This is a genomic window from Pseudonocardia nematodicida (assembly GCF_040105385.1).
GTDB lineage: Bacteria > Actinomycetota > Actinomycetes > Mycobacteriales > Pseudonocardiaceae > Pseudonocardia > Pseudonocardia nematodicida.
Map to the genome: position 1 here is coordinate 382,918 of NZ_JBEDNQ010000005.1, position 25,755 is coordinate 408,672.

The 25,755-nt window shown below is 64.5% G+C and carries 21 protein-coding genes; 10 read left to right on the top strand and 11 right to left on the bottom strand.

Annotated elements, in window-relative coordinates; translation table 11 throughout:
- Positions 1 to 2: 2 nt before the first annotated feature.
- Positions 3 to 935, top strand: a complete 933-nt coding sequence (locus WIS52_RS14815) for a CopD family protein (RefSeq protein WP_349298813.1) — start codon at positions 3 to 5, stop codon at positions 933 to 935.
- Positions 936 to 955: 20 nt separating this feature from the next.
- Here the strand turns inward: WIS52_RS14815 and WIS52_RS14820 are convergent, their stop codons facing one another.
- Genes WIS52_RS14820 through WIS52_RS14835 form a run of 4 tightly spaced genes read right to left on the bottom strand, consistent with a single transcriptional unit; the run spans position 956 to position 4,537 of the window.
- Positions 956 to 1,339 (bottom strand): TY-Chap domain-containing protein, encoded by a 384-nt coding sequence (locus WIS52_RS14820; RefSeq protein WP_349298814.1) that lies wholly within the window; start codon positions 1,337 to 1,339, stop codon positions 956 to 958.
- A 46-nt stretch (positions 1,340 to 1,385) separates the two neighbouring features.
- On the bottom strand, positions 1,386 to 1,697 hold the full coding sequence (locus tag WIS52_RS14825) for an AtuA-related protein (protein ID WP_349298815.1): 312 nt from the start codon (positions 1,695 to 1,697) through the stop codon (positions 1,386 to 1,388).
- Complete coding sequence (locus WIS52_RS14830; protein ID WP_349298816.1) at positions 1,697 to 3,043, bottom strand: acyclic terpene utilization AtuA family protein; 1,347 nt, start codon at positions 3,041 to 3,043, stop codon at positions 1,697 to 1,699. The genes WIS52_RS14825 and WIS52_RS14830 overlap by 1 nt, the downstream gene beginning before the upstream one ends.
- Positions 3,044 to 3,052: 9 nt before the next feature.
- The gene (locus tag WIS52_RS14835) at positions 3,053 to 4,537 is read right to left on the bottom strand and encodes a CitMHS family transporter (RefSeq protein ID WP_349298817.1); all 1,485 of its coding nucleotides are present in this window, start codon (positions 4,535 to 4,537) and stop codon (positions 3,053 to 3,055) included.
- 84 nt (positions 4,538 to 4,621) lie between these two features.
- Between WIS52_RS14835 and WIS52_RS14840 the strand changes: the two genes are divergently transcribed.
- Positions 4,622 to 5,620 carry a LysR family transcriptional regulator gene (locus tag WIS52_RS14840; RefSeq protein WP_349298818.1) on the top strand — a complete coding sequence of 333 codons (999 nt, stop codon included), beginning with the start codon at positions 4,622 to 4,624 and terminating at the stop codon, positions 5,618 to 5,620.
- Between the two features lie 81 nt (positions 5,621 to 5,701).
- On the opposite strand, the gene WIS52_RS14845 is transcribed toward WIS52_RS14840, so the two are convergent.
- Both WIS52_RS14845 and WIS52_RS14850 read right to left on the bottom strand, forming a co-directional pair.
- A complete protein-coding gene (locus tag WIS52_RS14845) occupies positions 5,702 to 6,316 on the bottom strand; it encodes a DUF5701 family protein (RefSeq protein WP_349298819.1) in 615 nt (204 codons plus the stop codon).
- A gap of 174 nt (positions 6,317 to 6,490) precedes the next feature.
- Positions 6,491 to 7,324, bottom strand: coding sequence for an SAM-dependent methyltransferase (locus WIS52_RS14850; RefSeq protein ID WP_349298820.1), 834 nt, complete (start codon positions 7,322 to 7,324; stop codon positions 6,491 to 6,493).
- Between the two features lie 104 nt (positions 7,325 to 7,428).
- Here WIS52_RS14850 and WIS52_RS14855 point away from each other — a divergent pair, with 104 nt between their 5' ends.
- The gene (locus WIS52_RS14855; RefSeq protein WP_349298821.1) at positions 7,429 to 7,731 is read left to right on the top strand and encodes a hypothetical protein; all 303 of its coding nucleotides are present in this window, start codon (positions 7,429 to 7,431) and stop codon (positions 7,729 to 7,731) included.
- Between the two features lie 13 nt (positions 7,732 to 7,744).
- Here the strand turns inward: WIS52_RS14855 and WIS52_RS14860 are convergent, their stop codons facing one another.
- Positions 7,745 to 9,931, bottom strand: coding sequence for a hypothetical protein (locus WIS52_RS14860; protein ID WP_349298822.1), 2,187 nt, complete (start codon positions 9,929 to 9,931; stop codon positions 7,745 to 7,747).
- Positions 9,932 to 10,359: 428 nt separating this feature from the next.
- Positions 10,360 to 11,361 (bottom strand): hypothetical protein, encoded by a 1,002-nt coding sequence (locus tag WIS52_RS14865; RefSeq protein ID WP_349298823.1) that lies wholly within the window; start codon positions 11,359 to 11,361, stop codon positions 10,360 to 10,362.
- A 460-nt stretch (positions 11,362 to 11,821) separates the two neighbouring features.
- Between WIS52_RS14865 and WIS52_RS14870 the strand changes: the two genes are divergently transcribed.
- Positions 11,822 to 12,676 (top strand): hypothetical protein, encoded by an 855-nt coding sequence (locus tag WIS52_RS14870; RefSeq protein WP_349298824.1) that lies wholly within the window; start codon positions 11,822 to 11,824, stop codon positions 12,674 to 12,676.
- Positions 12,677 to 12,713: 37 nt separating this feature from the next.
- Here the strand turns inward: WIS52_RS14870 and WIS52_RS14875 are convergent, their stop codons facing one another.
- A complete protein-coding gene (locus tag WIS52_RS14875; protein ID WP_349298825.1) occupies positions 12,714 to 14,885 on the bottom strand; it encodes an AAA family ATPase in 2,172 nt (723 codons plus the stop codon).
- A gap of 677 nt (positions 14,886 to 15,562) precedes the next feature.
- Here WIS52_RS14875 and WIS52_RS14880 point away from each other — a divergent pair.
- Entirely contained in the window at positions 15,563 to 16,753 is a 1,191-nt protein-coding gene (locus WIS52_RS14880; RefSeq protein ID WP_349298826.1) for a restriction endonuclease, read from the top strand.
- A gap of 48 nt (positions 16,754 to 16,801) precedes the next feature.
- Here the strand turns inward: WIS52_RS14880 and WIS52_RS14885 are convergent, their stop codons facing one another.
- Positions 16,802 to 17,935, bottom strand: coding sequence for a hypothetical protein (locus tag WIS52_RS14885; RefSeq protein WP_349298827.1), 1,134 nt, complete (start codon positions 17,933 to 17,935; stop codon positions 16,802 to 16,804).
- A 728-nt stretch (positions 17,936 to 18,663) separates the two neighbouring features.
- Here WIS52_RS14885 and WIS52_RS14890 point away from each other — a divergent pair.
- From WIS52_RS14890 to WIS52_RS14905, 4 genes are all read left to right on the top strand, one after another.
- On the top strand, positions 18,664 to 20,364 hold the full coding sequence (locus tag WIS52_RS14890; protein ID WP_349298828.1) for a GmrSD restriction endonuclease domain-containing protein: 1,701 nt from the start codon (positions 18,664 to 18,666) through the stop codon (positions 20,362 to 20,364).
- 312 nt (positions 20,365 to 20,676) lie between these two features.
- A complete protein-coding gene (locus WIS52_RS14895; protein WP_349298829.1) occupies positions 20,677 to 22,044 on the top strand; it encodes a DNA cytosine methyltransferase in 1,368 nt (455 codons plus the stop codon).
- Positions 22,041 to 23,132, top strand: coding sequence for a hypothetical protein (locus tag WIS52_RS14900; protein ID WP_349298830.1), 1,092 nt, complete (start codon positions 22,041 to 22,043; stop codon positions 23,130 to 23,132). Before WIS52_RS14895 ends, WIS52_RS14900 begins: the two co-directional genes overlap by 4 nt.
- A gap of 36 nt (positions 23,133 to 23,168) precedes the next feature.
- On the top strand, positions 23,169 to 23,612 hold the full coding sequence (locus tag WIS52_RS14905; RefSeq protein WP_349298831.1) for a very short patch repair endonuclease: 444 nt from the start codon (positions 23,169 to 23,171) through the stop codon (positions 23,610 to 23,612).
- A 19-nt stretch (positions 23,613 to 23,631) separates the two neighbouring features.
- Here WIS52_RS14905 and WIS52_RS14910 read toward each other — a convergent pair whose 3' ends face one another.
- On the bottom strand, positions 23,632 to 24,717 hold the full coding sequence (locus WIS52_RS14910; RefSeq protein WP_349298832.1) for a helix-turn-helix domain-containing protein: 1,086 nt from the start codon (positions 24,715 to 24,717) through the stop codon (positions 23,632 to 23,634).
- Between the two features lie 180 nt (positions 24,718 to 24,897).
- Here WIS52_RS14910 and WIS52_RS14915 point away from each other — a divergent pair, with 180 nt between their 5' ends.
- Positions 24,898 to 25,749 carry a hypothetical protein gene (locus tag WIS52_RS14915; RefSeq protein WP_349298833.1) on the top strand — a complete coding sequence of 284 codons (852 nt, stop codon included), beginning with the start codon at positions 24,898 to 24,900 and terminating at the stop codon, positions 25,747 to 25,749.
- Positions 25,750 to 25,755 lie beyond the last annotated feature (6 nt).

Below are 25,755 nucleotides of genomic sequence, written 5' to 3' on the forward strand. Positions count from 1 at the left end.
CCGTGGGCGCGGCGCCGGTCGCCGCACCGGCCGGGTGGACCACGGTGGTCGTCGGTGCCGCCGTGCTCGCGGCCGGTGCGACCGGCGGGCTCGGCCCGGACGGCATCCCGGTCGACCTCGCCGCCACCGTCGTCCGGGCCACCGCCGACCTGGTCGCCGTGCTCGCGGCGGGTGCCGCGCTGTCCGCGGTGCTGGTGCCCGGGCGGGTCCCCGGCGCCGACCGGGTGCTGACCGTCGCGGCGGCCGCCTGGTTCTGCGTGCTGCTGGTCGAGGCGGCCGTCCGCGGCGCGCTGCTGTCCGGGCGCCCGCTCTCCGCGGTCCGTGCGGACGACGTCGTCGCCTACCTGACCGGCCCGACGGCCGGGGCCGGGCTGCTCGCGGCCGGGGCGACCGTCGCGTTGCTGGCCGGCTGCGCCCTGTCCGGGCCCGCCGCGCCGGGCCGGGGCGCCGGCCCGCCGGCCCTGGCGCTGGTGATCGTGCTGGCGGGCGCGGCCGCGCCCGCGGCGACCGGGCACGCGGCCGCGTCGGGGAACGCGGTCGTCGCCGTGCCCGGGGTGGTGCTGCACGTGGCGGCGGCGCTGGTGTGGACGGGCGGGCTCGGGGCGATGCTGGTCCTGGCACATCGCGACGACCTGCTCACGACCGCGCTGCCCCGGTTCTCCCGGGCGGCCGGGTGGGCGCTCGCGGTGCTCGCGTCGTCCGGGCTGCTCGCCGCCACGGCCCGGCTGGGCTCGCCGGTCGAGCTGGTCACCACCGCCTACGGGGCGCTGGTGCTGACCAAGATCGTCCTGTTGGCCGGTGCGGCCGCGCTCGGCGGGCTGACCCGGCGGGCGCTGCGGGCCGGGCGAGTGCCGGTGCTCGCCTGGGCGGCCGTGGAGATCCTCGTCCTGGCCGCCGCCGTCGGGGTCGCGGCGACCCTGACCCGGACCGCATAGGCGCTCAGCCGTCCGCTGTCTCAGCCGTCCTGCGTCCGCACCCGGACCTCCGCGGGCCCGGCGCCGTACACGTCGCGCAACGCGCCCAGCAGCTGCTCGACGAGCTCGGCGTCCGGGGCCGCGTCGTGCCGCGCGAAGTTCGGCCCGGTGTTCGCCCCGCGGCGCGGCGGGATCCAGCCGCGTTCGGACAGCGCGTCGCGCTGGTCGCGCGGGAGCCGGTCGCGGAACCGGCCGCCGCCGTCGGCCTCGACGTGCAGCACGCCCTGCCCGGCGGCGACGGCCTGCAGGTAGCGACCAGTACTCGTCGCTTCGACGAGTACAATCGTCCCCTCCGACGCGGCCGCGGTCCGCAGCGTCTCGTCCAGCCGGCCGGCCACGTCGCCCCAGCTCGCGAATCCTGTCATCGGCCCATCCTGGCCGTCCGCGCCGCTACGCCGGGAGGCGGGGTGATCACGATCCGTCGTCGATCTCGAGGGTCAGCAGGTGGTAGGACAGCGTCTTGCCGTGCCCGTCGAGGGTCAGCGAACCGGTGACGCCGCCGGCCAGCACCCCGGGGATCCGGAACAGCAGCGCCGGGAGCCCGGGCAGCTCGTGCCGGTCCACCGGGCCGGTCACCGCGGGCCCGAAGTGCCGCCCGACCGCGTCGGCGGTGAGCCGTTCCCGCAGGACCGTCCACGCCTCGTCGCCGCGCGGGACGACGGCCAGCATCAGGTGGTCGCCCTTGTCGCCGGCGCGGACGTCGGCCAGGTCGTCGACCCGCATCAGCGCACCTCCTCCACCGTCGTCACCGGGTGCACCAGGTCCCGGTCCAGCGCACACGACCGGACGACGACCTGCTCGGTCACCGAGTGGCGCGCGCCGCCGCCCCCGGCGGGACCGTTGGTGTAGAGCGACTCGACCTCCCAGCCGACCAGCTCGGCCCACGCCCGGTCCGGCACCCGGGCGGCGACCCGCAGCCGGACCTCGGCCGGGTCCCCGGGGTCGGCCAGCCCCCGGTGCGCGGCGCCGGCGCCGAGGAACTCGGCCTCCACGTCGTCGTCGCACAGGCCGTGGACCGTCGCCAGCCGCTCCCGGACGATGTCCGCGGCCAGCCGCGCCCGGTCCAGGGCGCGCGGTCCGGCGTAGCTGATCTGCCCCTCCCCGACCCAGCCGCCGGGGTAGCCGAGGGTGACCTTGAGGGTGTCCGGGCGGGCGCGGCCGGTGGCGCCCTCGGCGCGGACCGCGTCCGGCCCGGTCTCGTGGAAGGTGACACCGGAGAAGTCCGCGGTGACGTCCGGGGTCAGGTAGGCGGTCGGGTCGCCGACCTCGTAGAGCAGCTGCTCGATGCAGGTCCGGCGGTCGAGCAGGCCGCCGTCGGAGGCGAGCTTGCCCAGGACGACGCGGCCGTCGGCGGTGACGTCGGCGAACGGGAAGCCGAGCCGGGCCATGTCCGGCACCGGTTTGGTGCCGGGGTCGGCGAAGTAGCCGCCCGTCAGCTGGCCCGCGCACTCCAGCAGGTGGCCGACCATCGTGCCGACGCCGGTCAGGTGCGGGTCCTGCGCGTCCCAGCCCAGCTCGTACCGCAGCGCCCCGACGTAGAGGGCGGGGTCGGCGACCCGGCCGGTGAGCACGACGTGGGCGCCGGCGTCGAGCGCCTCGGTGATCGGCTCGGCACCGAGGTAGGCGTGCGCGGACACCGGTTCGGGGCCCGCGGACACCGGGAGGCCGGTCTCCCAGACGACCGGGTCGGCCCGGCGGACGGCGTCGAGCACGTCGTCGCCGGTCACCACCGCGACCCGGGTGGGACCGACCCCGGTCCGGGCCACCGTCCGCCCGGCGAGCTCGCCCGCGGCGACCGGGTTCGCCGAGCCCGAGTTCGTGATCAGCGTGGTGCCCCGCGACCGGCACGCGGGCAGCACGGCGGTGAGCCGGGCCGCCAGCAGCGGGTCGTACCCGGCGGCCGGGTCACCGAGCCGGCGCAGCGTGCCCGCCGCGACCGTCCGTTCACCCAGACACTCGAACACGATGTGGTCCAGCCCGGCCTGTTCGACCAGCCGCAGGGCCGGGTCGATCCGGTCGCCGGCGAACCCGGCTCCCGCCCCGACCCGCGTGCTGCGTGTCCCCGTCATCGACTCTCCTTACAGTGTGATCGCGCCGGTGAGGATCGCGACGGCGAGCATCACGAGGCTGATCAGCCAGACCCAGCCGAACAGCGCCCGGATGTGCCGTCCGATGTCGACCCCCGCGAGGCCGACGAGCAGGTAGAACGACCCGGTCAGCGGGCTGATCGGGAAGCCGACGGTCTCCTGGCCGACGATCGACGCCCGGGCCAGGTCGACCGGGGCGACGCCGAACTCCGCGCCGACGCCGGTCAGTACCGGCAGTACGCCGAAGTAGTAGGCGTCCGGGCCGAACAGCAGGCTGAGCGGCACCCCGAGGATGCCCACGACCAGTGGCATCGCCGTCCCGAGCGTCGTGGGGATCGCCGAGGCGACCGCGACGCCCATGCCCTCGATCATGCCGCTGCCCTCGAGGATCCCGAGGAAGGCGCCGGCGGCGAGCAGCGTGGAGGCCATCAGCATCGCGCCGCGGGCCTGGGCGTTGATCCGCTCGGTCTGCTGCTCCAGCCCCGGGTAGTTGACGACCAGGGCGATGATCGATGCGACCAGGAAGACCATCTCCAGCGGCACGGCGCCGCTGATCAGTACGCCGACGGTGGCCGCCGTCAGCGCGGCGTTCACCCAGAGCAGGCGGGGCCGACGCAGGTCCGGCTCGGTCGCGGTGACGGTGCCCCCACCGGCGGTCCCGGCGTCCGTGCCGACGGCCGTGCGGTCGTCACCGGTGTCCGGCCCCGCTCCACCGGGGTCCGCGGCGGACCCGGTCCCGTCCGCGTCCGGACCCGCACGACCGGCGGTCGGCGGCGCGCCGGCTCCGGGACCGGTCGCTGCGGGGTCGGCGGCGCGGGCCCGCTCGCCGTCCTCCAGTACTGCGCGGACGGCCTCGCGCACCTCCGGGCGCCGCGACTCCCGCCGCCCGAGGAACCACGCGATGCCGAGGGCCAGCAGGATCCCGGCGATCTGGGCGGGGATCAGCGGCACCCACAGCTCGTTCGCGTCCACCCCGACGGTCGTCGCCGCGCGGGCGGTGGGGCCGCCCCAGGGCAGCAGGTTCATCACCCCGGCGCCCATCCCGACGCACACGGTCAGCGTCAGCCGGCTCATCCCGAGCCGGTCGAACAGCGGCAGCATCGCCGGGATCGTGATCAGGAACGTGGTCGCCCCGGCGCCGTCGAGGTGCGCGGCGGTCGCCAGCGCCGTCGTCGCCAGGCACACCGTGGTCGGAGCGTTGCCCGCCAGCGCGACCAGCTTGCGGATCACCGGGTCGAACAGCCCGGCGTCCCGCATCACTCCGAAGTAGACGATCGCGAAGACGAACATCGCGGTCACGCCGACGACACCGGCGAGACCGTCGGAGACGAACCCGCCGACCTCGGCCGGTGAGAAGCCCGCGATGAACGCGGTCACCACCGGCACTCCGGCGAGTGCGACGACGGCGCTGACCCGTCGGGTCAGCAGGAGGGTGAGGATCACCCCGATGGTCAGGAAGCCCAGGACGGTCACCATTGTCTGTCCTCTCGTGGCCAGGCCGGATCACTCTGGCCGCGAGATCGATTGCCTGTCCACCATCAATTCGGGATAGATTGATGTATGCCGAGCATGGATCTGGAGATCCGGCAGCTCCGCGCCGTGGTCGCCGTCGCCGACGCGGCCAGCTTCTCCGATGCGGCGGCCGCGCTCGGCCTGGCGCAGTCCTCGCTGTCCCGGACGGTGCAGGCGGTCGAGCGCCGGGTCGGCGTCGCGCTGTTCCGGCGCACCACCCGGTCCGTGCAGACGACCACGGAGGGCGCCGAGGTCGTCGCGCTCGCCCGGCACGTGCTCGCCGAGCACGGCGCCGCGATGGCGCACCTGACCGGATACCTCGCGGGGGTGCGCGGCCACGTCACGATCGCGGCGCTGCCGTCGCTCGCGGCGGGTCTGCTCCCGCCGGCCCTCGCGGCCTACCGGGAGAACCACCGGGGCGTCACCGTGACCGTGCACGACGGTCTGTCCACCGAGGTCCTCGACCGGGTGCGTGACGGCACCGCGGACCTGGGGCTGACCGTCCTCACCGGACCGCCGGCCGGGCTGCACGTGACCCGGCTGGTCCGGGACACGTTCCACCTCGTCACCCGCGACGACGATCCGCTGGCGGCCCGCGGCTCGGTGGCCTGGGCGGATCTGCGGGACCGGGCGTTCGTCGCGTTCGACCCGAGCAGCAGCATCCGCGCGCACACCGACCGGGTGCTCGCCGAGCAGGGCATCGGCCTCGGCCCGGTCACCGGGGCGCGCAACATCCTCGCCGTCGGCGGGCTGGTCGCGGCCGGGCTCGGGGTGTCCGCGGTGCCGGGCCTGGTCCTGCCGCTGCTGGGCTTCGCGAACCTGGCCCGGGTCCCGCTGCGCGATCCGGAGGTCCGGCGGGACGTGTGCATGATCCACAACCCACGCCGGCCGTTCTCGCCCGCCGCGTCGGCACTGCTCCGGCTGCTGCACACCCTCGGCGCGGGCGGCGTCGCCCTACCCCCCGGCGTGGAGCGCACAGCCCGGGTGGAGTGGGCGGCCGGGACGGAGCGCGCAGCCGGGGTCGCGCGGGCGGCCGACCCGAGCTGACGAGCCGCGCCGCGCCCGCCCGAGCTCTGCCCCGCGTCGTCGTGCGGCGCCCCGTAGGTGTGCGTGGCGCGCGCTGCGGCGTCAGGCGGCGGTGGTGCGGTGGGCGGCGGAGGCGAAGCCGAGCCAGGTGTGCCGGTTGTTCCACCAGCACCAGCCGACCTTCGGGGCGTCCCGGCGGTCCCGGCCGTCCCGCCCGGTGCCGTTCGAGATCCACACCGCCGGGGTGCGGGCGTCGAGGCGTCCGGTGGGCTTGCGCAGCCGGGACCCGATCGTCATGAAGCAGCGGTTGCGTTCCAGCACCTCGGGTACCTGCAGTACCCACTGGATTCCTTCGGTGAGCAGCAGCGGGGTCCGGCCGCCGCCGTCGAACACGACCTGCGCCTCGGCCGGCGACGCGTTCGCGAGATCGTCGCCCCGGTCCGGGTCCTCCAGCAGCCACACCGGCGCGTCGGGGACCTCGACCACCGGGACGAAGTCGTCGACATCGGTCATGTCCTCGACCACGAACCCGGGCCGGCCGGCACGCCGGAGCAGCGGTGCGAGGTCCGACGGGCGGGCACCGCCGACGACGAGCAGGCCGGGCCGGTCCGGGAGCGCTGCGGCCTCCTTGCGCAGGACGTCCGGGCCCAGCGGCCCGGTCGCGCCGAGCGCGATCAGTCGTTCGGCCTGGTCGGACGGGGACGGCAGGACGGGCACGGGACCTCCGGGGCGGGAACGGGACGGGCCGCAGCGCCAACGCGAGGCGGCGCCTCCGTGTTCCCGGCCCGGCCGAGTCCACGATCACCGTCCGGGTTCCGGCAGGTGCCGCCGACGGCACCGACCGGACCCCGGTCGACGATCACCCGGGCCGCGAGGCGCCCGGGCGGGCGCTCAGTTCTTCCGGCCGACGGCGCCGACGATGCATCCGGGGACGAGGCCGGGGAACGTGGAGCCCGGGCCGTCCGGCCACCACTGCGGCTGGGGCACGAGGCCGGTGGTGTCGTCGGGGTTGCCGGGCAGCAGCTCCAGACCGGGCAGGAACTCGAGGATCTGCTCGCGGCTGCGGAAGTACGCGCCGTCCATCCCGAGGGTGAGCATGACCTCGCGGATGCGGTGCACCAGCTTCCCGGCCTCGCCGCCCGGGTCCCAGAAGTGGCTGAGCACCACGAAGGACCCCGGCGCGAGTGCGTCCACATAGGTGCGCATGAGCTCGGGCAGACCCTCGTCCGGCTGGTGGTGCAGGGTCGCGCTGTGGTAGAGCACGATCGGCTCGGTCAGGTCGAGGTGGGTGCTGGTGACCGGGTCGGCGAGGATCTCGGTCGGCTTGGTGAGGTCACCCTCGACGTACCGCACGAGGTTGTTGTCGTCGAGCAGTGCGCGACCGTGCGCGACGGCCGACGGGTCGTTGTCGACGTAGACGATCCGCGCGTCCGGGAGGCTGCGGTGCACGACCTCGTGGGTGTTCTCCACCGTCGGCAGCCCCGCGCCGAGATCGAGGTGCTGGGTGATCCCCGCCTGGGTGGCGACGAACCGGGTCGCGCGGATGTGCCACGCACGGTTCACCCGGGCGAGGACGGCGGCCTCGGGGACGTGTTCCTCGATGACGGCCATGGCCGCCCGGTCGATCTCGAAGTTGTCCTTGCCACCGAGCGAGAAGTCGTAACAGCGCGCGATGGTGGGAGCGGAGTGATCGATCACGGGACGGGAGAGTGGATCCTCGGTCACCCGTCACACCCTAGCCATTCGGGATCACCACCGGTACACGCGGCGTCACTCCCGGGAAAGAGAAAGGGCCGCCCTCCTCGAACGGAAAGCGGCCCATCGGTGACGTGGTGGACCTGACGGAGGCGCTCTCAAGCATGTCGCCGCCGGTCAGGAGCCTGTGCGGCATGGCCACGGTCTGGCTCGACTCACCGGCACCTCGTCCTGGTTCACCACGAGCCCTCCGCCCTCGCGCGCAACAGTCCATCCGCATCTTGCTCGGCGAGGCCGGCATCGCGCGGATGATCGAGGACTACCGCAACGGTGCCGAGGCGAAGGAGCTTGCCTCGTGCTACGGCTTTGGGCTGACCACAGTCAAGCGGGTGCTGCGCGAGGAGGGTGCGCGGAAGCGACGGCCCCGAACTAGATAGCCGTCAACACTGGCTACTCTTCCCGAAGCAGGGAGGCCGATACAAAATCGTAAGGCTTATCCAAATTGCCCTGCACCACCCGCTGAATGAACTCCTTCTGCCTGCGAGAAGTTCGTTCCTGGCCATTTGGATCCCATTCGAATGGGTCGGCACCCAGCGCCACTACAGGATGCGGATCAAGCAACTGGTCGTAAGACATCATGAAACGTGGCAAATCAGGCATTTGTCGGCGGAACGCCGCAGCCGCCGTACACTCGGACGCTGGCTGTGTTATCGCAAACGCATCCCATGACGACCCAAGGCGATCACGGAGCGTGTCCATGAGCTCAATTGCCTCGGCACCCAAGCCACGTACTGTCCGCTTCACCTCAAGCGGAACGAGGCTTCCATCGGAAAATAGAAGCGCAACATCGGCTTCGCCGATATCTCGCTTACTGGCTCGGTCCTTGAAGGTCACCCCCGGGTGGCCACCTACTAGCGTCCCTCTTCCGCCGAATACTCTCCAAAACCAGTGGAGCGCGAACAAGTGACCTAGACAATCCATTTCAAGCACGCGACGGAGCGACTCACCCAACCTGTAGGTGAACTTGAGCAGATCTGCACCATAGGGCTGATCGATCTCTCGGCCGCAACCCACGCAACCAACTGGTGGCGGCAACGATGACATAGGCAGCCAGGTACTAGCCTTGCAGTCAGGACACTTCACGGTCGTGCCACGAACTAGAAGATGTTTGCGCTCGGCCCACGCTACCCAGTGCTTGGCCGCTTCTGGTCGTCCCGCAAGTGCTGCTTTAAATTTGTCGAAACCAATCTCTCGGCCCTCACCTGACGGTGCGATCGCTAAATCGTCGCGACCATGGGTAAGCGCAACTGCTTCGAGGTCAGCCTCGGCGACCCCGCGCGATCTAAGCGCGGCCTCCGCCTTCCTCCATCGATCCTTCCAGTACGCCATACCGCTGCGCTCAGCAATACGGTAGAAGAGATCAATGAGAGGCTCATGTAGCAGCCATCGAATTTGGTCGATACCGCCGAGCGAATGAACAATAGAGAGTGCCGCCGTGCCAGGATCTGACGACGACACCGAAAGCCCGCGAGTTCGCGCGACTGCTTCTAGAGAAGTCCACGCCGATGGCCACGCTACATCGACTGTCTCTTTCCGGCGTAGTTCGTGCACCCTGACCTGTGCCGCCCCGCCTCTGAACGTCGGCCCGAACTCCACGCCTCGCATCGTCTCGTCGCTTGGTAGCGGATACTCGCTCAGTCGGACGTCAAGCGTCAGAGTTCCACCCCTAAAGGATCCCGCAACCGCACTCAGCACATCACCCTCTGCTTCGAGGAGAGGCATCAGCGAGGTGCGCCCGCTCGACCAAAAGGTAATCTGACTGCCGTGCCTCCCAGCTGAGGGACCGAAAGTAAACAGCTCTCTCGGTTCGACGAACGGGTTGGACTGCCGGGGAACCCGCTTTAAGACAGCCTCGCTAGGTAGAGACCATGAAGTCAAGTGGATCTTGCCACCCGCAAATCCAAACATTGCGGCGCGACCAGGCTCCTGCAAGAAGCTGATTGCATCTTCTGACAGCAATTCGAATGGAATCCCTATTGGCATGGTGTAGTGATCGCCGTGGGCAGCGCGCAAATTCCACAAGTAGGCTAGGTCGTCGACAGATCCCGGACCAAGGACAACAACAATGTTGGGGCCGACCGCGCGCCTGATTGCGTGCCGCGACGGAAACGTCGGAGCGGCCCCCAAGTACGAGGTGTCGGGTTTCATGCCATGAGCGAGGTAGAGCGTACTAAGCTGCCTGGGCGTCAGCCTGTTGCGGGCCTGCAACCGATCGACCAGGTCACCTAACGAGCCTTGAGCCTCAACTCGCTCGATCGGGATGAACTGATCGTAACTCAAGCCCTCAAGTAAGTCATACTGATCCACAAATCTTGGCTCGGGCTGCTCAGGCAAATTTCCTAACACCGCAAGATATGCCTGCCTCCAGGGGTCGTCTAAGGCAAGATTCACGACCTCGACGTGTCGCCCATACTGGTCTCGAGGCTTACTCGACAACGGATACACAATTGGTGTAGCCCGCTCATGCGCCTGCTTTATTCGACGAAGCCCCTCAACTGCATGGTCGTTGCGGAGGTAGTCGACCTCATCGACCTTCAAGCATTCTGCGTAGACGTCTGGGATTTTGTCGTCATGCACGGGCAACATTGGCCAACTTGAGCCTGCCCAAAATTGGCATAGCTCGGCAACTTTGCGTTCAAAATCTAGAGTCCCAGCCTCTGGAATGATCGGCACTCCGTAGCGGCTCGGCCGAATTTTTGTCGTCACCTCATACGGGCCACTCACAAGCTCTGTATCGAGAAGTCCTTGCACATCGCCTCCAGCATATGCTCTACGCTATTAAACTTTGTACCGACTCTTCAAGCAGTAACAGCGAGCCGACACAAATGCTAGTCTATTTTACTCATCCAGTTAAGACAATGCTTCGGCATCTCGGCCGGTTCGCGACCTCTTGCCAGGCAGCAGCGTGCCGGTGCAATTGCGGGGAAGGCCAGTCATCGTGATCAGCAACCGCAGCGCTGTCGTTGAAGGCCATCGGCCCGCCGGGTTGCTCACCTGTTTGCGACCTAGATCCGGCCAAGTTGATTATTCAGCAACATCTGGAGTTGCAACAAACTTTCATCAACCAATCCAGCAAACTCGTCAAATCCCATACCGCCTAGGCAGGCGCCCGGCAATCCGTAAAGCCTTCGCGAGAGGTCGAGGTTCTCTGCGCTGATCCGCGAGTCCAAACCATAATGCATTAACGTATTCCGGAGGGGCCTAGCATCCTCCGAAATGACTTCCCTAAATGGCCAGGAGCTTATCGTCTTGAGGGCCAGCGGCCGCCACTTGGAGTCAATGTCCGAGAACCGAGAGTCGTTCAGAACAATCTCTAAGCTCCGAGCAACTTGATACAACGTCAGATAGCGAAGCTTCATAACGGTGTTTACTGAACTACTATCTCGATCCAGGCGGAGGACCTCTCTCATCAAGTTGACGACGCATGCATGATTTATCAAAAAAGCTGTGGCGTTCGGCTCAAACGAGGCGAACGCACGGCCATACACTTTCTCACTCCTCCGGTCGTGAGATTTAAGCAGCGCAGGGTCCATTTCGGTGGCGAACGAACGGGCCGCATTATCGAACGTTGCGCCGATGCGCGAGAAGTACTCGCCTTGAGCCGTAGCGACCTCGACAACTCGTTCCCTTACACCGCCGACAATCTCAATGACCGTCAGGCCCATCGACATCGAAATGCCATGCGTATTGGCAATCGGAAGCCCGTTGTAGCTGTAGATCCCTAAATCACTCTCGAAACGACGAGCCCATGGGAGCCATGCATTGCCGAGAAACTTCTCTCGATGCGCCGGCACAACCACCTCGTCCATATATGCCAGCAGCTCGGCAACCGACTTCTTACTGTCGTCAAAGTACTTGAGCGAATGCCGCGATTCCTTCACTATATTGGCAACCTCTTGCGTCAGCTCGACGAAATTACTGCCTTCGATGCTCCTCAGCTTAGCTGCGGATTCATGCACGAATAGCGAGAGGAAAGGAGCGATCGCCGGCATGATGATGCCAGCCACCTTCTTCGCTCGACCCACCCCAACGGAGCTAACTAGCCGACCGACGAACTGTGCATCTCTGTCAATCGCGTCGAGCGTCAACTCTCTGATAAATTTATTCATACAGCAAACTCATTCTCCTGAATCAAAGTAGCTGCAGTCAAGAGCTGCGTGTGCCTGTCCACCATCAACCGGCACCCCGCTTTATCGGCCATAAGGCGACGTACGTACTATTGGGATCCTGCTCGAACAAGGCCACTCCGATCGTCGGTCGGCACCGTACTGGGGGCCACCGACAGTTTCCACGGAACAGGATGGGCCTCAGCCGCCACGGCTCATCAGGGTTGATGATCTCGACGGTCGTCCTGCGGTCGGCGCGCACGGGGCAGAGCAGGTCGGACCAGCGACTGCCCGCGGTTGCCCGCCTCGTCGTCACCTGCTCCGCTCGCCGCCATCAGGCTGAAGCGGGTTAGCTGACGGGGTGAGCAGTCCCGAGCCGGCCGTCGGTGAGCGCTGGGCGTACCGCGCCCGGGCCATCGACCGGGTCACTGAAGTCGAAGTACTCAAGATTGGCACCAACCGTCCGCCTCGGGTACGAGTGCGTTTCGTCGACGAAGCGCAGGAAGGGCGTGAGGAGTGGGTGCCACCGGCCCGGCTCAAGGTGCCATGGGCACAGGGTGCGGAGTGGCAACAGCTGCAAGATCGGTGGGAGGCTGCCCGCGTCGCCAGTGGCAGCATTCGTGACAGCATCGAGGAGCGGGCCGCGTGGAACGTCGAAGAGTCCCTTCCGGACTGGCCAGCAGCTGAACTGGGCTACAACAACGACGCCGGACTGATGTTCATCCGTGACGTCGACGCGGTCTGCCAAGAGCTCGGTTTGGATCGGGTGGACCTAGAGCACCCGGCCTCCTTCCAGACGGCCAGCCAGCTGGTCGTTCCTTGGCCAGTGACCGAGACCGTCCTGCAGCGCCGCGCCATGGCCAACGCGGATGTGCTGCTCACTGAGCTGCACCGACAGCAGCAGCAGGCGGAACGCGGCATGCGCTGGGGCCGCAGTACCGGTTACGGCGGCTACTACGAACCGGAGATGTGCGCCGAGTTCGAGGTACGCGACCGGCCAGCCCGTGAACTCGTCCGGCGATGGTGTGGTGCCGACGCAGTCGCCCGGGCCGACGAGCTGGCGGCGCTGCGAGAAGAAGTCCGGCGCATTGGCCGGATCACCGAAGAAGCCATCACCGCGCTGCGCGACCACGACGCCAAGCTGGCCGGAAGACTCGAACGCGAGCTCGGCGTACCGCTCGAGGACATCCGCGCCAATCGTCAGCGTTCCGAATAGCGTCGTTTGGGCCATCCTATTGTAAGATTCGAAAGCATCACAGCGTCGATACATCACGAAAGAGCTCACGGAGATGCATATCCGACATGTCGATGATTGGTTCGTACATGAAGGAGTTGACATGGATATTCTCAGGAGTCATTAGCACAACAGAGTCGAGGACTCGGCGCGACTCATCGTCGCCAAGCCCATCCGCGCGATATCTAGCATATAGCGCCTGAGTCTGATGTGCGTCGATGCCTGCGAGCACCGTCGGGTCGGCGATTGCAGCTACCATGTGTTGCTCAGCGACAAGACGTATGGCGATAGATAGAACGATCTTGTTCTCAAAGTTGATGCCTTCATCGGCCGTAAGTGCGGCTGCGGCTTGGGCTAGAATTAGATCGAAGACAGGCTCCTCGTTGCTACCCCAGGAACCTGCATTACCGAAGACCCTCTGAAACGTCTCGTCGAGATCCATCTGCTTGATTGAGCCGGTATCCGATTTCCAGTGCAGCAAAGAAGTTAGCCTCAAGTAGTCTGCGTCGGTCTCTCCCTTCGTGTACTCCAAGATGTTGCGAATAAACGGGATGCACGCGATTCGCTTCATTGGATGGTCGTAGAACTCACCCTTGAAGTCCTTGATGAACGGGTTCTTGATGCCAGATGCCGGAGCGACGGTGACACCATCACTGTTGCGCTGGGCTGTCAGGCAATTACTGTAGCCCACAACGTTACGACTCTCGACGGTACGGAAGAAATCGAAGTTGTGCGTCAAGATCATGAGTCGGAAGTTGGGCTGCCCAGCCATCTCCTTCAAATACTGGATGATGGCGTACTTGTTCTTGTAGTCAAAGGAGTCGGCAATGTCGTCAATCACGAAGAGCGTGTCGCGTTCTGAATTTCGGCGCGCCTCGACCTCAAATAAAACATTGAGGATGTAGAGTGCCTTTTTCTCGCCATTGCTCAGAACTTGAAGCAGGTCCTGACGCTCGACCACCCGCCGCTCGACTCCGTCGTCAAACTCGAACCCTAGCTTGAGGATCGGTTCTTGACCAAGGACTACCTGATCGCGGTTGTGAGCGTTCAAGTGGAATGGGACAAAGAACCGCTTGTTAAATAGATCAATTACGTGCTCCCACTGGGTCTGCTCTCTCGCGGCTTGCGCTTCGATCTCACGCTTTCGATCTTCTGCGTTCCGATAACACTGGACTACCCGCACGTACAGCTCTTCGTGGCTCTTGATGTAGGACTTCCAAACGCGCTCACGGAAAAGCGCGACGTTCGAAAGTTCCGAAAGTAGTTCTGGGTGCTCGGCTATGTAGCGCTGAAACGCACGCACATCGACATTTTTGTTGAGAGCCTTTTCAATGGCTTCCATTTTCTTACGAAGCGTGCCGTCGTCGGCAATCTTCTTCTTCTCATCGCCGATAAGCTGCTCAAGCTGTGCCTTGTCGGTCACCTCGACAGCCTCGCCATCTCCGTCACGCAAGAGCAGTGCATGCTGGGCCGCGAAAAATCCGTTGTCGGCAAGGCTCTTGGTAACGGTAGTGGCGTTATAATAGCTGAACGTCTCGCGGTCAAAATACCTAGACTCATCGAGAAGATCGTTCAAACGGTTGATGTAGTCGGCCAGCGCAGTCTGAAACTCCGGCTTATCAAGAAGAGGTAAGACCTTTTCGTTGAAGACAACGTCGTACGGCACTTCGGCATATGGCGCCCCGGTCTGGGCTGCCACTTCGTCATGGATTCGAGCGAGAGCATGAAAGAATCCATCTGTCTCCGCTGTAAACGTTGCTGCAACTTCATGAACGACGTCTCGACGGGTGCCCGCCTGCGTGGTTAGTGCCGCCGCAAGCTCATCACGGGCCTCAATCAGTTCTCTATGTAGCACTTCATATTCGCGACGCAGGTCAGCGTTCACCAGTAGCGTTGATGTCGCCTCGGTCGGACCAAGATCTTCGTCATATGACAAGATTACCACTACATCAGACGGTTCAATAGCATTATCGTCTTGGTCCTTTATCTCCCGGCGAGTTACGCGATCGGGGAACATATTGTCACGCGTGTCTTCATTTGTTGCGAGATCTTGAAATGTTCGCGCGAACGACGTCTTCATTGTTCCGTTGGGCGCATATATGGCCGCCGACCTAGACTTCCTGTAGCTGATAACTGTTTTAAGTGAGCGGATACCGTGGCAGTTTTCGAGAACAATACTTAGCTTCTTCATTTTCCCTCACTATATCATTTTTCACGGAGGACGGTTCACTCACGGAAATCATTGGGTTCGTCCGGAACCTGCTCCACAGCTCTCTGCTTGTGACCACCCTGGGCAGCCGGCCTGGAGAAGTAAATTCTCTCCGATCGTCAGTGTCACTGTACGGCACCAAGAGTCTGCGCCACGCAAGGACGACAGGCCGGCTCGTAGATCATCAATATCGATGATCGTGCGGTGCGGAACGCCGCAGGTCCGCCGACACAAAGGGCCCTTCTCTAGACACCGCTGGTTTGCGAGGCTGATCAGTGCTCGTCGTCTTATAATGCTTGCTGGCTAGTAAGGTGCCAGCCACGGCACCGGTGGCATCGGTAAGCGCGGCGCTCAGTCTTAACTCGGTCGGCTCGATGTCGATTAGTTGCGGACGCTAACGCCAGAAGAGCGGCGATGCGGTCTCGGTACCGGATCTTCCTACACCTAGCCACGGCTGCCTCCTATCCATCGCAGACCGCAAGCTACGGACACACCCCGACAGTTCCGGCGGTACGGCCGCTGACCAGCCGATCGGGATCATCACTTCTGATGATCGCCAGGGGTCCATCGTGGTCAGACCGAGGTCAGCGCCGGTGAGGTCCCGCACTCTTCTTCTGCCAGGCAGCAGGGTGGTGTGGGCCGCTAGATAGCCTTCGCGCGTGTCAGAGACCGCGCGCGTCGTGCCCTTCTCCGATCTGGCAACGGCTGACTTGGTCATCGATCAGCTGTACGACGGTGGCGGCAGCGGCACAGCGGCCGACGACCCGATCGCCAGACTTGTCCCAGTCGGCAACCAGGGTGGCTTCCGGTACTCGGGTTCGCCGAAGCGTGGCGAGGTCAGGCTGGTTGTCCTTTACACCACCGGCGCTGAGATCGACTGGCCAGATGTGCTTGATCCGCAGACCGGGGTCTTCACCTACTACGGAGACAACCGCACACCTGGTCACGAGCTCCACGACACGCGACGCCTCGGCAACGTGCTGCTCCGCGATGCCTTCGAGTGGAGTCACGGATCGGTCCAAACGCGTCGACGGGTGCCGCCCTTCTTGCTCTTTCAGAAGACAGGTCCCGGCCGGCGGATCAGGTTCCGGGGGTTGCTGGTGCCGGGCGCAGCCGGACTGACAGCCGACGACGAGCTCCAGGCCATCTGGCGCAGCACTGCCGGGCTCCGCTTCCAGAACTACCGGGCCCACTTCACAGTCCTCACCGCGGCGACAGTGACTCGCACGTGGCTCGACGACGTCCTCGACGGCAACGGCGTGGACAGCCCGTCATGCCCGGAGGCCTGGTCTTCCTGGGTGGCGGGGCGGCGCTTTCAGCCGCTGCTCGCGCCCACGACCTCTACCGTGCGGACGCCCGAGGAGCAGATGCCCGGTGCGGCGCACCAGCGCCAGGTCTTGACCCTGATCCGCGAGACGTTCCGAGACCGAGAGCACGACTTCGAGGCCTGTGCGGTGGAGCTGTGGAGGCTCATCGCACCTTCTACCGGCAAGTGCGACGTGACCCAGCCAAGCCGCGATGGCGGGCGGGACGCCGTCGGCGAGTACGTCCTGGGGCCGAAGTCGGATCCGATCACGATCGACTTTGCCCTTGAAGCGAAGTGCTATAGCGCCAGTACTCCGGTGGGGGTCCGTGACGTCGCGCGGCTCATCTCCCGGCTGCGGCACCGGCACTTTGGCGTCTTCGTCACGACGTCGTACTTCCATCGGCAGGTGTATACCGAGGTCAGGTCCGACCAGCACCCGATTGCCCTGATCAGCGGCGCAGACATCGTGGACGCTCTGCGCTCAGCGGGGCTGGTCACGAAGGATGCGGTGGCGAACTGGCTGCGGCAGTTCATCAGCGACTAGCTCTGAGGCACACCTGTCGAGCGTCCGCGCAAAGTCCTCATCGGAGAGTTAGTCATAGCGTCGCGGGCGATAGTGCATCTCGATCGGTTCCGGTATACGCCGCATGAACTTTTCTAACTGGTACAGCGGCAGGTCCGGCGCTTCCGGCCAGCCAGGCAAGTCCGTCAGCGGATCAACGTACGCTGCTCGCTCCTCGATCCAAGCCAGCCACCGCCGGGCCTCTGCGATGGCCCTGTCATCGGCTGTCGGCGATCCCTCTGCTGCTTCGATCCGTGCCTCAAGGTCTGCTGCGAACGCCCGTAGCTCACGTCCGTCTCGCCATCGCTCCAACTGCCTGTCTAACAACTCCTTCCGGTGCGACTCTGCCGCACGCTCACGGGCCCGCACCCGTTCCTGCTCGACAGCCTCCTGGTGGGCAACTTCTGCTTGCGCACGGGCCGCGCGTTTCGCACCGAGCTCGTCGATACGGACCGCGACCTCGCGGAGGGCTTCCGGGAGCTTTTCCTCGAGCGACCAGCGCTTCCTATCGGCCCAGAACGACTGACGTTCGGTGCCGTGCAGACCGCCAACGTCGAGTCGAAGCCTGTCGCTCGGGACCGTGTCATGCGTGGGTATGCGCGTCCAGCTGTACCGCTGCTTCTCTGCAAGCTCCCGAGCAGTCGGGACGTGCTCGACCCGGTCGTTCTCTTGGCTCAGCCCGAGGGGGACGGTCTCACCGTCCAACATCAGCAACAGGTCCCACACCTCATGTCTGCTGCGCAGGTCACGATCCGACCGGAGCGCGTACGCCGTCACCTCGTAGCCACGGTGCTCCGCTTCAACCGCGATCGCGTGCAGGATGCGCCAACGTCGAGCCGCAACGACGCCGGAAGGATGCTTCTGATCCCCACGAAGCTGCCTGACCGCTGGGTGGTACCGACGGACTTGTCCCGGTACCGGCACAGGCTGGAGAGGCGCCTCCCGGCTCTCCGGTCCCTGCTCGAAGAAGAGGATGTACCGAACAGGGGTACGCCAGTCCAAGCCTGGGGGACGGATCCGCTCTAGCTGTAGCCGCTGACCGTCGGGAGCCTTGCTGAACCGGTTGACGTGTCGCACCAGCTCGGTCAGCTTGTAGATCGGCTGCGCTCGGTCCTTATCGCCAAACTCCAACCGGCCGCCCGCGGCTACGACCTCAGCAACCAACGCCTCAGTGGGCGGAACACGGGGCTGCCGAGCAGCCGACACCGGACTTTCAACGATCGCAGACGTCGCGGTGGAGCTGCCGGCAACAGGACGGGGATTCGCCGATCCGTCGGCCGGCGATACGGGACGCGCCCGCGGGTTGCGAGCGGGCGACGCGACGGCTGCCGGATACGTACCGTGCTCCAGGTAGTACAAGCCACGGTCGGTCGTTGTAGCGACCCATCCCCCGCCACGCCTGTCGATCTTGACGAGACGCCGGTCTTGTAGGGCCGCGGCTGTCCGCTTGTAAGAGGTTCCTGTCATCCGACCTGCTGGGCAGCCATCAGCGATCCAGCGCAGGATCCTGGTCTGGACATCATTAAGCGGGTCGCTCAGCCTCATCACCAAGCAGTTCAGACCACTTGACCCGCCAAGGCAAGACTGTTCGTGCTCTCAGTGCTGGCTTACCGCGCCAGCCTGCGGCGAGATCGCGGCCTGGCCCTCACGCAAAGTTGGACGCGGTACGGCCACTGCTTGCTCTGCGGTGCGATCCACGCCAGAACCACGTCATCCCATCACTGAGTGCGACCTGACCGAACTGCCGTGGATACCGCATTTCGGACCACATCCGCGACCAAAGAAGGAATTGAACCCCGTCGAAACGACCCGCCTTGCATCCGGTAAGATTCTCGGGAAGCGAGGGGCAATCGACGGGAGCAACAATGACCTCAGCGTATGCTGCGGATCCTGTGTTCGAGGCCAATGGCAAACAGATTAGCTACCTACTGCAGCGAATTCACGATCGCGAGCTCGCTGTCCCCGATTTTCAACGAGATTTCGTCTGGGACAGCAAGTCAACCGTCGAGCTACTGCGTAGCATAATGTCAAGATATCCCGCCGGCACCTTGCTGTTCTGGAAGCAAGGTGACGACAACGCCGCGTTCGCGGCCAGAGCAGTCGATGGCGCCCCGCAACTCGGCAGCAAATCTGCCGACGAGCTAATTCTTGACGGTCAGCAGCGACTGACTTCACTCTTTCGCGCCCTGACAGGCGTAGCGGAGGAGACGTACTTTCTTAGGTTGAGAAAGTTCTTATCCCAGGCCGGCGATGTCCATCCAGTGCACGAAGTTGACTTTGACGAAGCCATCGTGGTCGTTGAGGGGTCCACCAAGGACATCGACCCCAGCGACCGAGGCTGGCAGTACGCCGAGGGACTGTTCCCGCTACAACGGCTCGATGACTTCCACGAATGGCTAGACGGCTTCGCACGAGCCGCAGCACCTGATGCCGACCAAGAATACGCGCTCAAGCGCCAGCTACGTGCAGTTTACGACGCGTACTTAGTTCCGCTTAGAAGCTACGGTTTCCCGGTCGTTACACTCCCTGCGAAGACTGCACTTGAAGCCGTCTGCAACATTTTCGAGACGCTAAACCGGACCGGCAAGCCCCTCGGAGCGTCCGACCTTGTCACCGCCCGTCTGTATCCGAGTGGCGTGAATCTGCGTGAGCTCTCAGAGGAGGCGCGCGAACGAGACAGCATTCTCGATGACTTTGATGTCGAGACTTATCCGCTCTTGCAAGCAGTATCACTTCGCGTACGGCGATCCGCGCAGCGAGCAGACGTTCTTCGGAGTCTTACCGCCGACGATATTCGGGAGCATTGGACGCCGGTCGCTTCGGGCGCCGCGGCCGTCCTCGACCTGTTGCAGAATGACTACGGCGTACTTGGCAAGCGCTGGCTGCCGTACGGCATGTTGATCGTCACCATGGCGGCGGCATGGCCTGAAGTGCGCGCAATGAAACCACTCGAACGAAGTGGCGCTCTCGAACGGCTCAGCCAGTACTTCTGGTGCACCACCTTCATGGCGAACTTCGATCAGGGTGCCAACAGCCAGGCCGGTGCCGACTACTCCCGGCTTTCCAAGTGGCTGGCAGACCCGGAGGCAGAAGCACCAGAAGCTGTTGCTTCATTCTCCTTTAGCGAGTCAACGCTGCGCGCTGCTAACGTCCGCCGCAAAGCACTCCATGCCGGAGTTATGGCGCTAACAATACGCATGGGCGCAAAGGATTTCCACTCGGCACAGCGATTGACCGCGCTCAAGGTCAAAGAGAAAAGGATCGACTCTCACCACATATTCCCAAAGGGCTTCCTGCCCAAGGGAGTGCCGAGCGAGCTCCTACTCAACCGGGCGCTTATCGACGCCGAGACCAATAAGATCATCGGCAAGCGCCCACCGAGTCAGTACCTTGATCAGATGGAGAAGACCTACGGAGCTGAGAAGCTGCTGGATGTGCTCGATTCTCACGCTATCCAGCAGGGTCCCGACTCTGGACTGAGCTCAGACGACTACGAGCAGTTCCTCTCACAGCGGCTTACTGCCGTTGTAGATCTGATTGAGCGGGTCACTGGCCACGCCGTTACGAAGGACGTGACCGGTGGAGACGCCTAACCCGATCAGTGGGTCTAGCGTCGCCGACCGAGCACAAGCCGGCCGCCACGACACTAGATTTCCTTCGCGGTGGCGTGCGATTGCCTCCTGCTCGGCGCGTCAGCTTGGCAAGGTGACGCACGAGGCGGAGGGTCTACCCATGCACGTCCTGGAAGGCAACCCACGGCACCATGGCAAGCTGGGTGGGGACCACGCGACGGAGGATTCGGTCAAAGCTCGCGATCAGAATGCATCGGCCTCGGAGTCTGGTGCGCTAGCACCCCCGAAGCCGCGCAACGTCGATCTTGTCGCTACGAACGGATCGGTCGCGTCATGACCGGCGTCCATCAACACGCGCTCTTTGAGACGCCTTCCAGTCAGCATGAAGGTCCAAGCACAGGGAAAGCAAAGTTTCGGAAGAGGCGACTGAAAGTAGTTGACCTATTTGCCGGAGCTGGAGGTCTATCACAGGGATTCCACCAAGCCGGCTTCCAGATAATCGGCGGTTCAGACCACGATCCTGATGCGTGTGCCACATACGCAGGCAACTTTCCTCAGGCCAGAACTATCGTCGGGGACATCCGCACAAAAGCGACCCGAGATGAAATTCTCGATGTGGCACGTCGAGCCGATGTCATTGTCGGCGGTCCGCCTTGCCAAGCATTCTCGCAAGTACGGAACCATAGCCGGTTGATCGACGACCCGCGGAACTCTCTCTACCGTGAGTTTGTCCAAACAGTCGATTCCGCACGTCCAGCAGCTTTCATTATGGAGAACGTCCCGGGCATGGCTCAGATGGGCGTCCTTGAGCAAGTGAAACAGGATCTTTCAATAAGTGGCGCTTACGATCTGAACGCACAGGTGTTAGACGCTGCAAATTTCGGCGTTCCGCAGACGCGTAAGCGCCTCATCTTCTTCGGCGTCCGGCGCGATCTCGAAGTTTCCCCCCTTATGCCAACCGGAAGTGGCGCTACCAGCAGACTCGGCCTGCGCCGCGACGCACAAAGCTATAGCGTCGTCTCACGTAGCGTAGAAGACTTGACGATACTTGACCACTTACGCGATACGAATGATCTGAGTGTGGTAACTGCCGCTCAGGCAATCTCGGACTTGGAAGTGCTTGAAAGCGGCCGGCGGGCAGAGAGCATTGAGATTGCAGAGCTGGCGGAGCCACAGTCGGCCTACCAAGAGCTAATGCGCCGTGGCCTCAGTGACGAGTTGATGAATGTCAGTGTTCCTCGAATGAACGCAGACACAGTCCAGCGTCTGAACGCTGTTCCAGCTGGCGGAAACCATCGTGACTTGACTGATGAGCTCCGGGTCCGGTATCTAAGCGACCAGAGATGGGGCCCCGCCAACGGCAGCGGCCAGCTTGGCCGCGCCCACTACTACGCGTACCGGCGATTGCACCCAGGCATGTGGGGCTGGACCCTTAACACCAAGGCTGACTCCGTCTACCATTACGCAACAGCACGTTCGTTGACGGTCCGCGAGTTTGCACGGCTTCAGTCGTTCCCCGACCACTTCGTCGTGACGACTGACCCTCGTCGCGGCGAGTTGACCGGGCGCATCAGCGGCGGGGCTGCGCACTCACGCTATCGCCAGATCGGCAACGCTGTGCCACCATTGCTAGCTATGGCGATTGCACGTGAAGTATCGAAGGTAGTCAACTCGGCGCTGCATCGAGCTGCCGATCAGTGACAGGCAGCCTGCCGCTGCCTGGCTTCGACGTGCCCGCGTCCGTTCCATCAGCCGAGGCACCTCCGGTCAAGCGAGCGTTCGGTGTTGAGAACCGTGCACGACTGCTGAACCAGTACTTCAGCGAAGCCGGCGACGTCGACGCTAAGAATGCCTGGCAACACGTCTACCGTTTACTACTGTCGATCGATCAGACTATCGGCCTGGCTCATTGTTATGAGAGTGACAAGTGCCAACCTGGCCGTCCCTGGTACGAACGCTCACTCCGCTTCCATGACCGCATATCACGGTCATTTGATGTCCCACCAAAGGATGTTGCCCTCCACATCGACTGGTTGTTCACTCAAGCTAGCGTCGATCTGGCGGCCGTAATCGCCAGCCAGGATCAACCCTCGAAGGTGCAAGCGCAGCGGGCCCCATATGCCGACCGAGACTTTCCGCTCCCCGGCGAGGACCCTGAGCTCGTCTCTGTAGTCCTGGACGTTCTCAAAGACTACCTAACCGGAGATGTGCCCGAGGAAGTGGCACAGAATCTTGTCCGCCGAGTTCAGTCGCATTTGTCGAAGGAAAACAAGCGTAAGAACATGGTCGGCGAGGGATTCGAGGATACCCTTGCCGCCGTTCTGCACCGGGTACCTAGCATCGCATCCCGATATGAAATTAGCACTCGGAAGAACCTACACGACTTACCCGGTTTTAACGCCTCAACTGGAACTAAAACGCGACAGGTCGACCTGGCGCTAGTCCGACACGCCGATCAGTATCGAATACTCATTACGGCGAAATGGAGTATTCGCAGCGATCGCGAGGAGCAGTTTCCATCCGACTTCAACGATTATGTCCGACTGGAGTCTACGAGTAAGGACTTCGCGTACGTTCTCATCACCAACGAGTTTGACGCAGCTCGGCTTGTGGCGGCGTGCGACGCACGCCGGCAAAACGCGCCGCTCTTCAACAACGTGGTTCACGTTGACGCCGGAGCACCGGTTGAGGCGTACGGACCGCAGGCCAAACACTCGGCTACGAAGCTCCGTGAGCGAGTGAGTAGCGGCCGGCTTCAGTCCCTTGCCCAGTGGATCAATGAGCTGTAGCCCAGTCGCCGTGACTAGTCAGCCTCCGCCATCCCCGTGACCTACACCACGACACCAGGCCGTCGCCGGAACATGCAGGCCATCCGCCGGAAGGACACCAAGCCTGAGGTCAGGCTGCGCTCGGCCCTGCACCGCCTTGGCTACCGCTTCCGCAAGGACTACCGCATCGACTTGCCCGAGTGTCGGGTACGTCCAGACATCGTCTTCACGCGGGCCAAGCTGGCCGTGTTTGTCGACGGCTGCTTCTGGCATGCCTGCCCAGAGCATGGCACCCAACCGAAGCAGAACGTCGACTACTGGAACCCAAAGCTGCGGACGAACGTGCTGCGAGACCAGCGGAACAACCATGCTCTTGAGACAGCGGGGTGGACCGTCGTCCGGATCTGGGAGCACTGTGCCATCGACGACGCGACCGGAGCCGTAAGAGAGGCGTTGAGCAACGAGGCAGGCGAACGAGATCCGTCACCCGGCAGGCTGTGAGGATAGGGACCCTCCGCGCTCACCGGTAGACCCGAACCGCATCAACGGTCATATGCCACTGCTCGCCCGCACGTGCGTAGGCGTCGAAACTAAAGCCAGTCAGCGGTCCTGGCACGTTCGCTCTCGCGACCACAATATCGCGCACATACACCCGAAGCTCAGTGCCCTCGTGCATGACCTTGACCGGTACGACTTCGCCGAAGCCGTACTGCTGAGCCTCGGTAGGCGGTGCTGGCGGCACGTAGTCGTCGTACTGCGTACAAGAGGATCGTGCGCAGGCCAGCAGTTCGATCGACAGTGGGATCGGCCCCGGGCTGACGCCAAAGAGGATCATATGCGTCCGACCACTTTGCTCAGTCAGGATGAGACTGCCGCCGCCCGACCCCGGGTTGGGCGCTTCCAGCACACTCGTCACGAAGTCGACCTCACGGAACGTCCCGAGGTCCTGAGCCACCAGGTCGACGCTGACGACCTCGCCCGCGTCGCTCGAGCCCAGCATGTTCAGCACATTGTTCTGAGGGAAGAGGTGCGCCGGATCGCCCGGTGCCCGCCAACGTTGCAGGTTGACCTGACTGCCTTCGAAGTCCTCGCTGAAGATCGGCTGTTCGGTCGCCGACGGCAGACGACTCGCATCATCGGACGGCCTCGACGGCCAGAGAAGCAACCCGACAGCCACCGCAACGACGGCCGCGATGGTCAGCCCGACCGCCAGCCGGAGTCCCCGCCAACCACCGGTCCGCTGCTCCGCGATCGCCGGTGCGGTCCCATCGGCCTCAGCATCGGCCGCGTCGATACCGGCGCTCGGCATCTCCTCTCCGTCCATCCGGACCGCTTCCCATCGGGCCCGCCATGCCTCGACATCGCCACCGCAGTCGCGCACGTAATGCTCGACGGTCCGCCAACGGGGTAGCCGCTCACCGGTCGCGGCCTTGGCCAGCGCCGCTCGTGAGACGCCCGTACGCCGGGACATCGCCTCGTACGTCGGGCGGCCAGCATCGTCTCGGAGCTGACGCAGATCGATCGCGAACTGACCTAGGTCCCCGTCGGGCTGCTCGATCGGCCGCTCAGGTCGTCCCACAGTTCCGGCCCCCTGCGTCTGCGTCACGCCTCGTCAGCGGCTTGTCCGTTCTGCCCCGTTGTCTATCAAGCAAAGAGACAACCGGCAACCGACGTTTTCCCAGGCCACGGGCCTGACCGCTGGGCTACATCTAGGACCGGAGCGCCGCCTCGGGAACGGTCGCTTCCGATCTCATCCTTCTCGCCCCAGCCCTTCGGAGGTATCTCCATGCGTCAGCACCTTGGCCGAGCCGCGGCGCTTGCCGTCACGGCACTCAGCCTGGTCGGACTCGCCATCACGACCGCGCCGGCTGCCTACGCCGGCGGTCCCGAGACCAACAACCTGCAGCAGAACGAGCAACTCAACCCCGGCCAGCGACTCGTCACCGGCAACAACATCGCCCTCGTCATGCAGAGCGACGGCAACCTCGTCGAGTACGCACCCGGCAACCGGGCGGTCTGGGCCAGCGGCACCAACCGCGCCGGCTCGGTGCTGAAGATGCAGAGCGACGGCAACCTGGTGATCATCGCGCCCGGTAACGTCCCGGTCTGGGCAACTGGCACCGGCGGCAACCCTGGCGCGGGTCTCGAGCTCCAGACCGACGGTAACGCCGTCGTCTACGCCCAGGGCCACGTCGCCAAGTGGGCCAACGGCGTCAACCTGAACAGCACACCGGCTCGCGACCTGGCCAACACCATCCTCAACAACCGCAACATCGCCCTGCAGACCGTCCACGTCAGCGGGGTGCGCGACAACGCCACCGCCCGGCAGAACGTCGTCGACACCGCCGAGGGCAGGCAGGCGGCCCGCTCGGCATACGGCGGGGCACCGGGCGGCAGCGTCGCCCTCGACACCCGCATGCTGAGTGCGCTGCAGCAGATCGGCAGCGAGGGTGGCCTGCGGGTCAGCGAGATCGCCGGAGGCAGCCACAGCGCGGGCAGCAAGCACTACGACGGCCGTGCCTTCGATCTCGACCAGTACGGCGGACGCAGCACGACGACCATCGTGAACCGCTGCAAGCAGCTCGGAGCCAGCTACGCCGCGTTCGAGAACGGCAACCACGTCCACTGCCAGTGGTGATGCTCT

Excerpts from the sequence above, each read along its gene's own strand:
- WIS52_RS14820 (WP_349298814.1), bottom strand. The coding sequence starts at position 1,339 with ATGACAGGATTCGCGAGCTGGGGCGACGTGGCCGGCCGGCTGGACGAG.
- WIS52_RS14825 (WP_349298815.1), bottom strand. The coding sequence starts at position 1,697 with ATGCGGGTCGACGACCTGGCCGACGTCCGCGCCGGCGACAAGGGCGAC.
- WIS52_RS14830 (WP_349298816.1), bottom strand. The coding sequence starts at position 3,043 with ATGACGGGGACACGCAGCACGCGGGTCGGGGCGGGAGCCGGGTTCGCC.
- WIS52_RS14835 (WP_349298817.1), bottom strand. The coding sequence starts at position 4,537 with ATGGTGACCGTCCTGGGCTTCCTGACCATCGGGGTGATCCTCACCCTC.
- WIS52_RS14840 (WP_349298818.1), top strand. The coding sequence starts at position 4,622 with ATGCCGAGCATGGATCTGGAGATCCGGCAGCTCCGCGCCGTGGTCGCC.
- WIS52_RS14875 (WP_349298825.1), bottom strand. The coding sequence starts at position 14,885 with ATGAAGAAGCTAAGTATTGTTCTCGAAAACTGCCACGGTATCCGCTCA.
- WIS52_RS14895 (WP_349298829.1), top strand. The coding sequence starts at position 20,677 with ATGACCGGCGTCCATCAACACGCGCTCTTTGAGACGCCTTCCAGTCAG.
- WIS52_RS14915 (WP_349298833.1), top strand. The coding sequence starts at position 24,898 with ATGCGTCAGCACCTTGGCCGAGCCGCGGCGCTTGCCGTCACGGCACTC.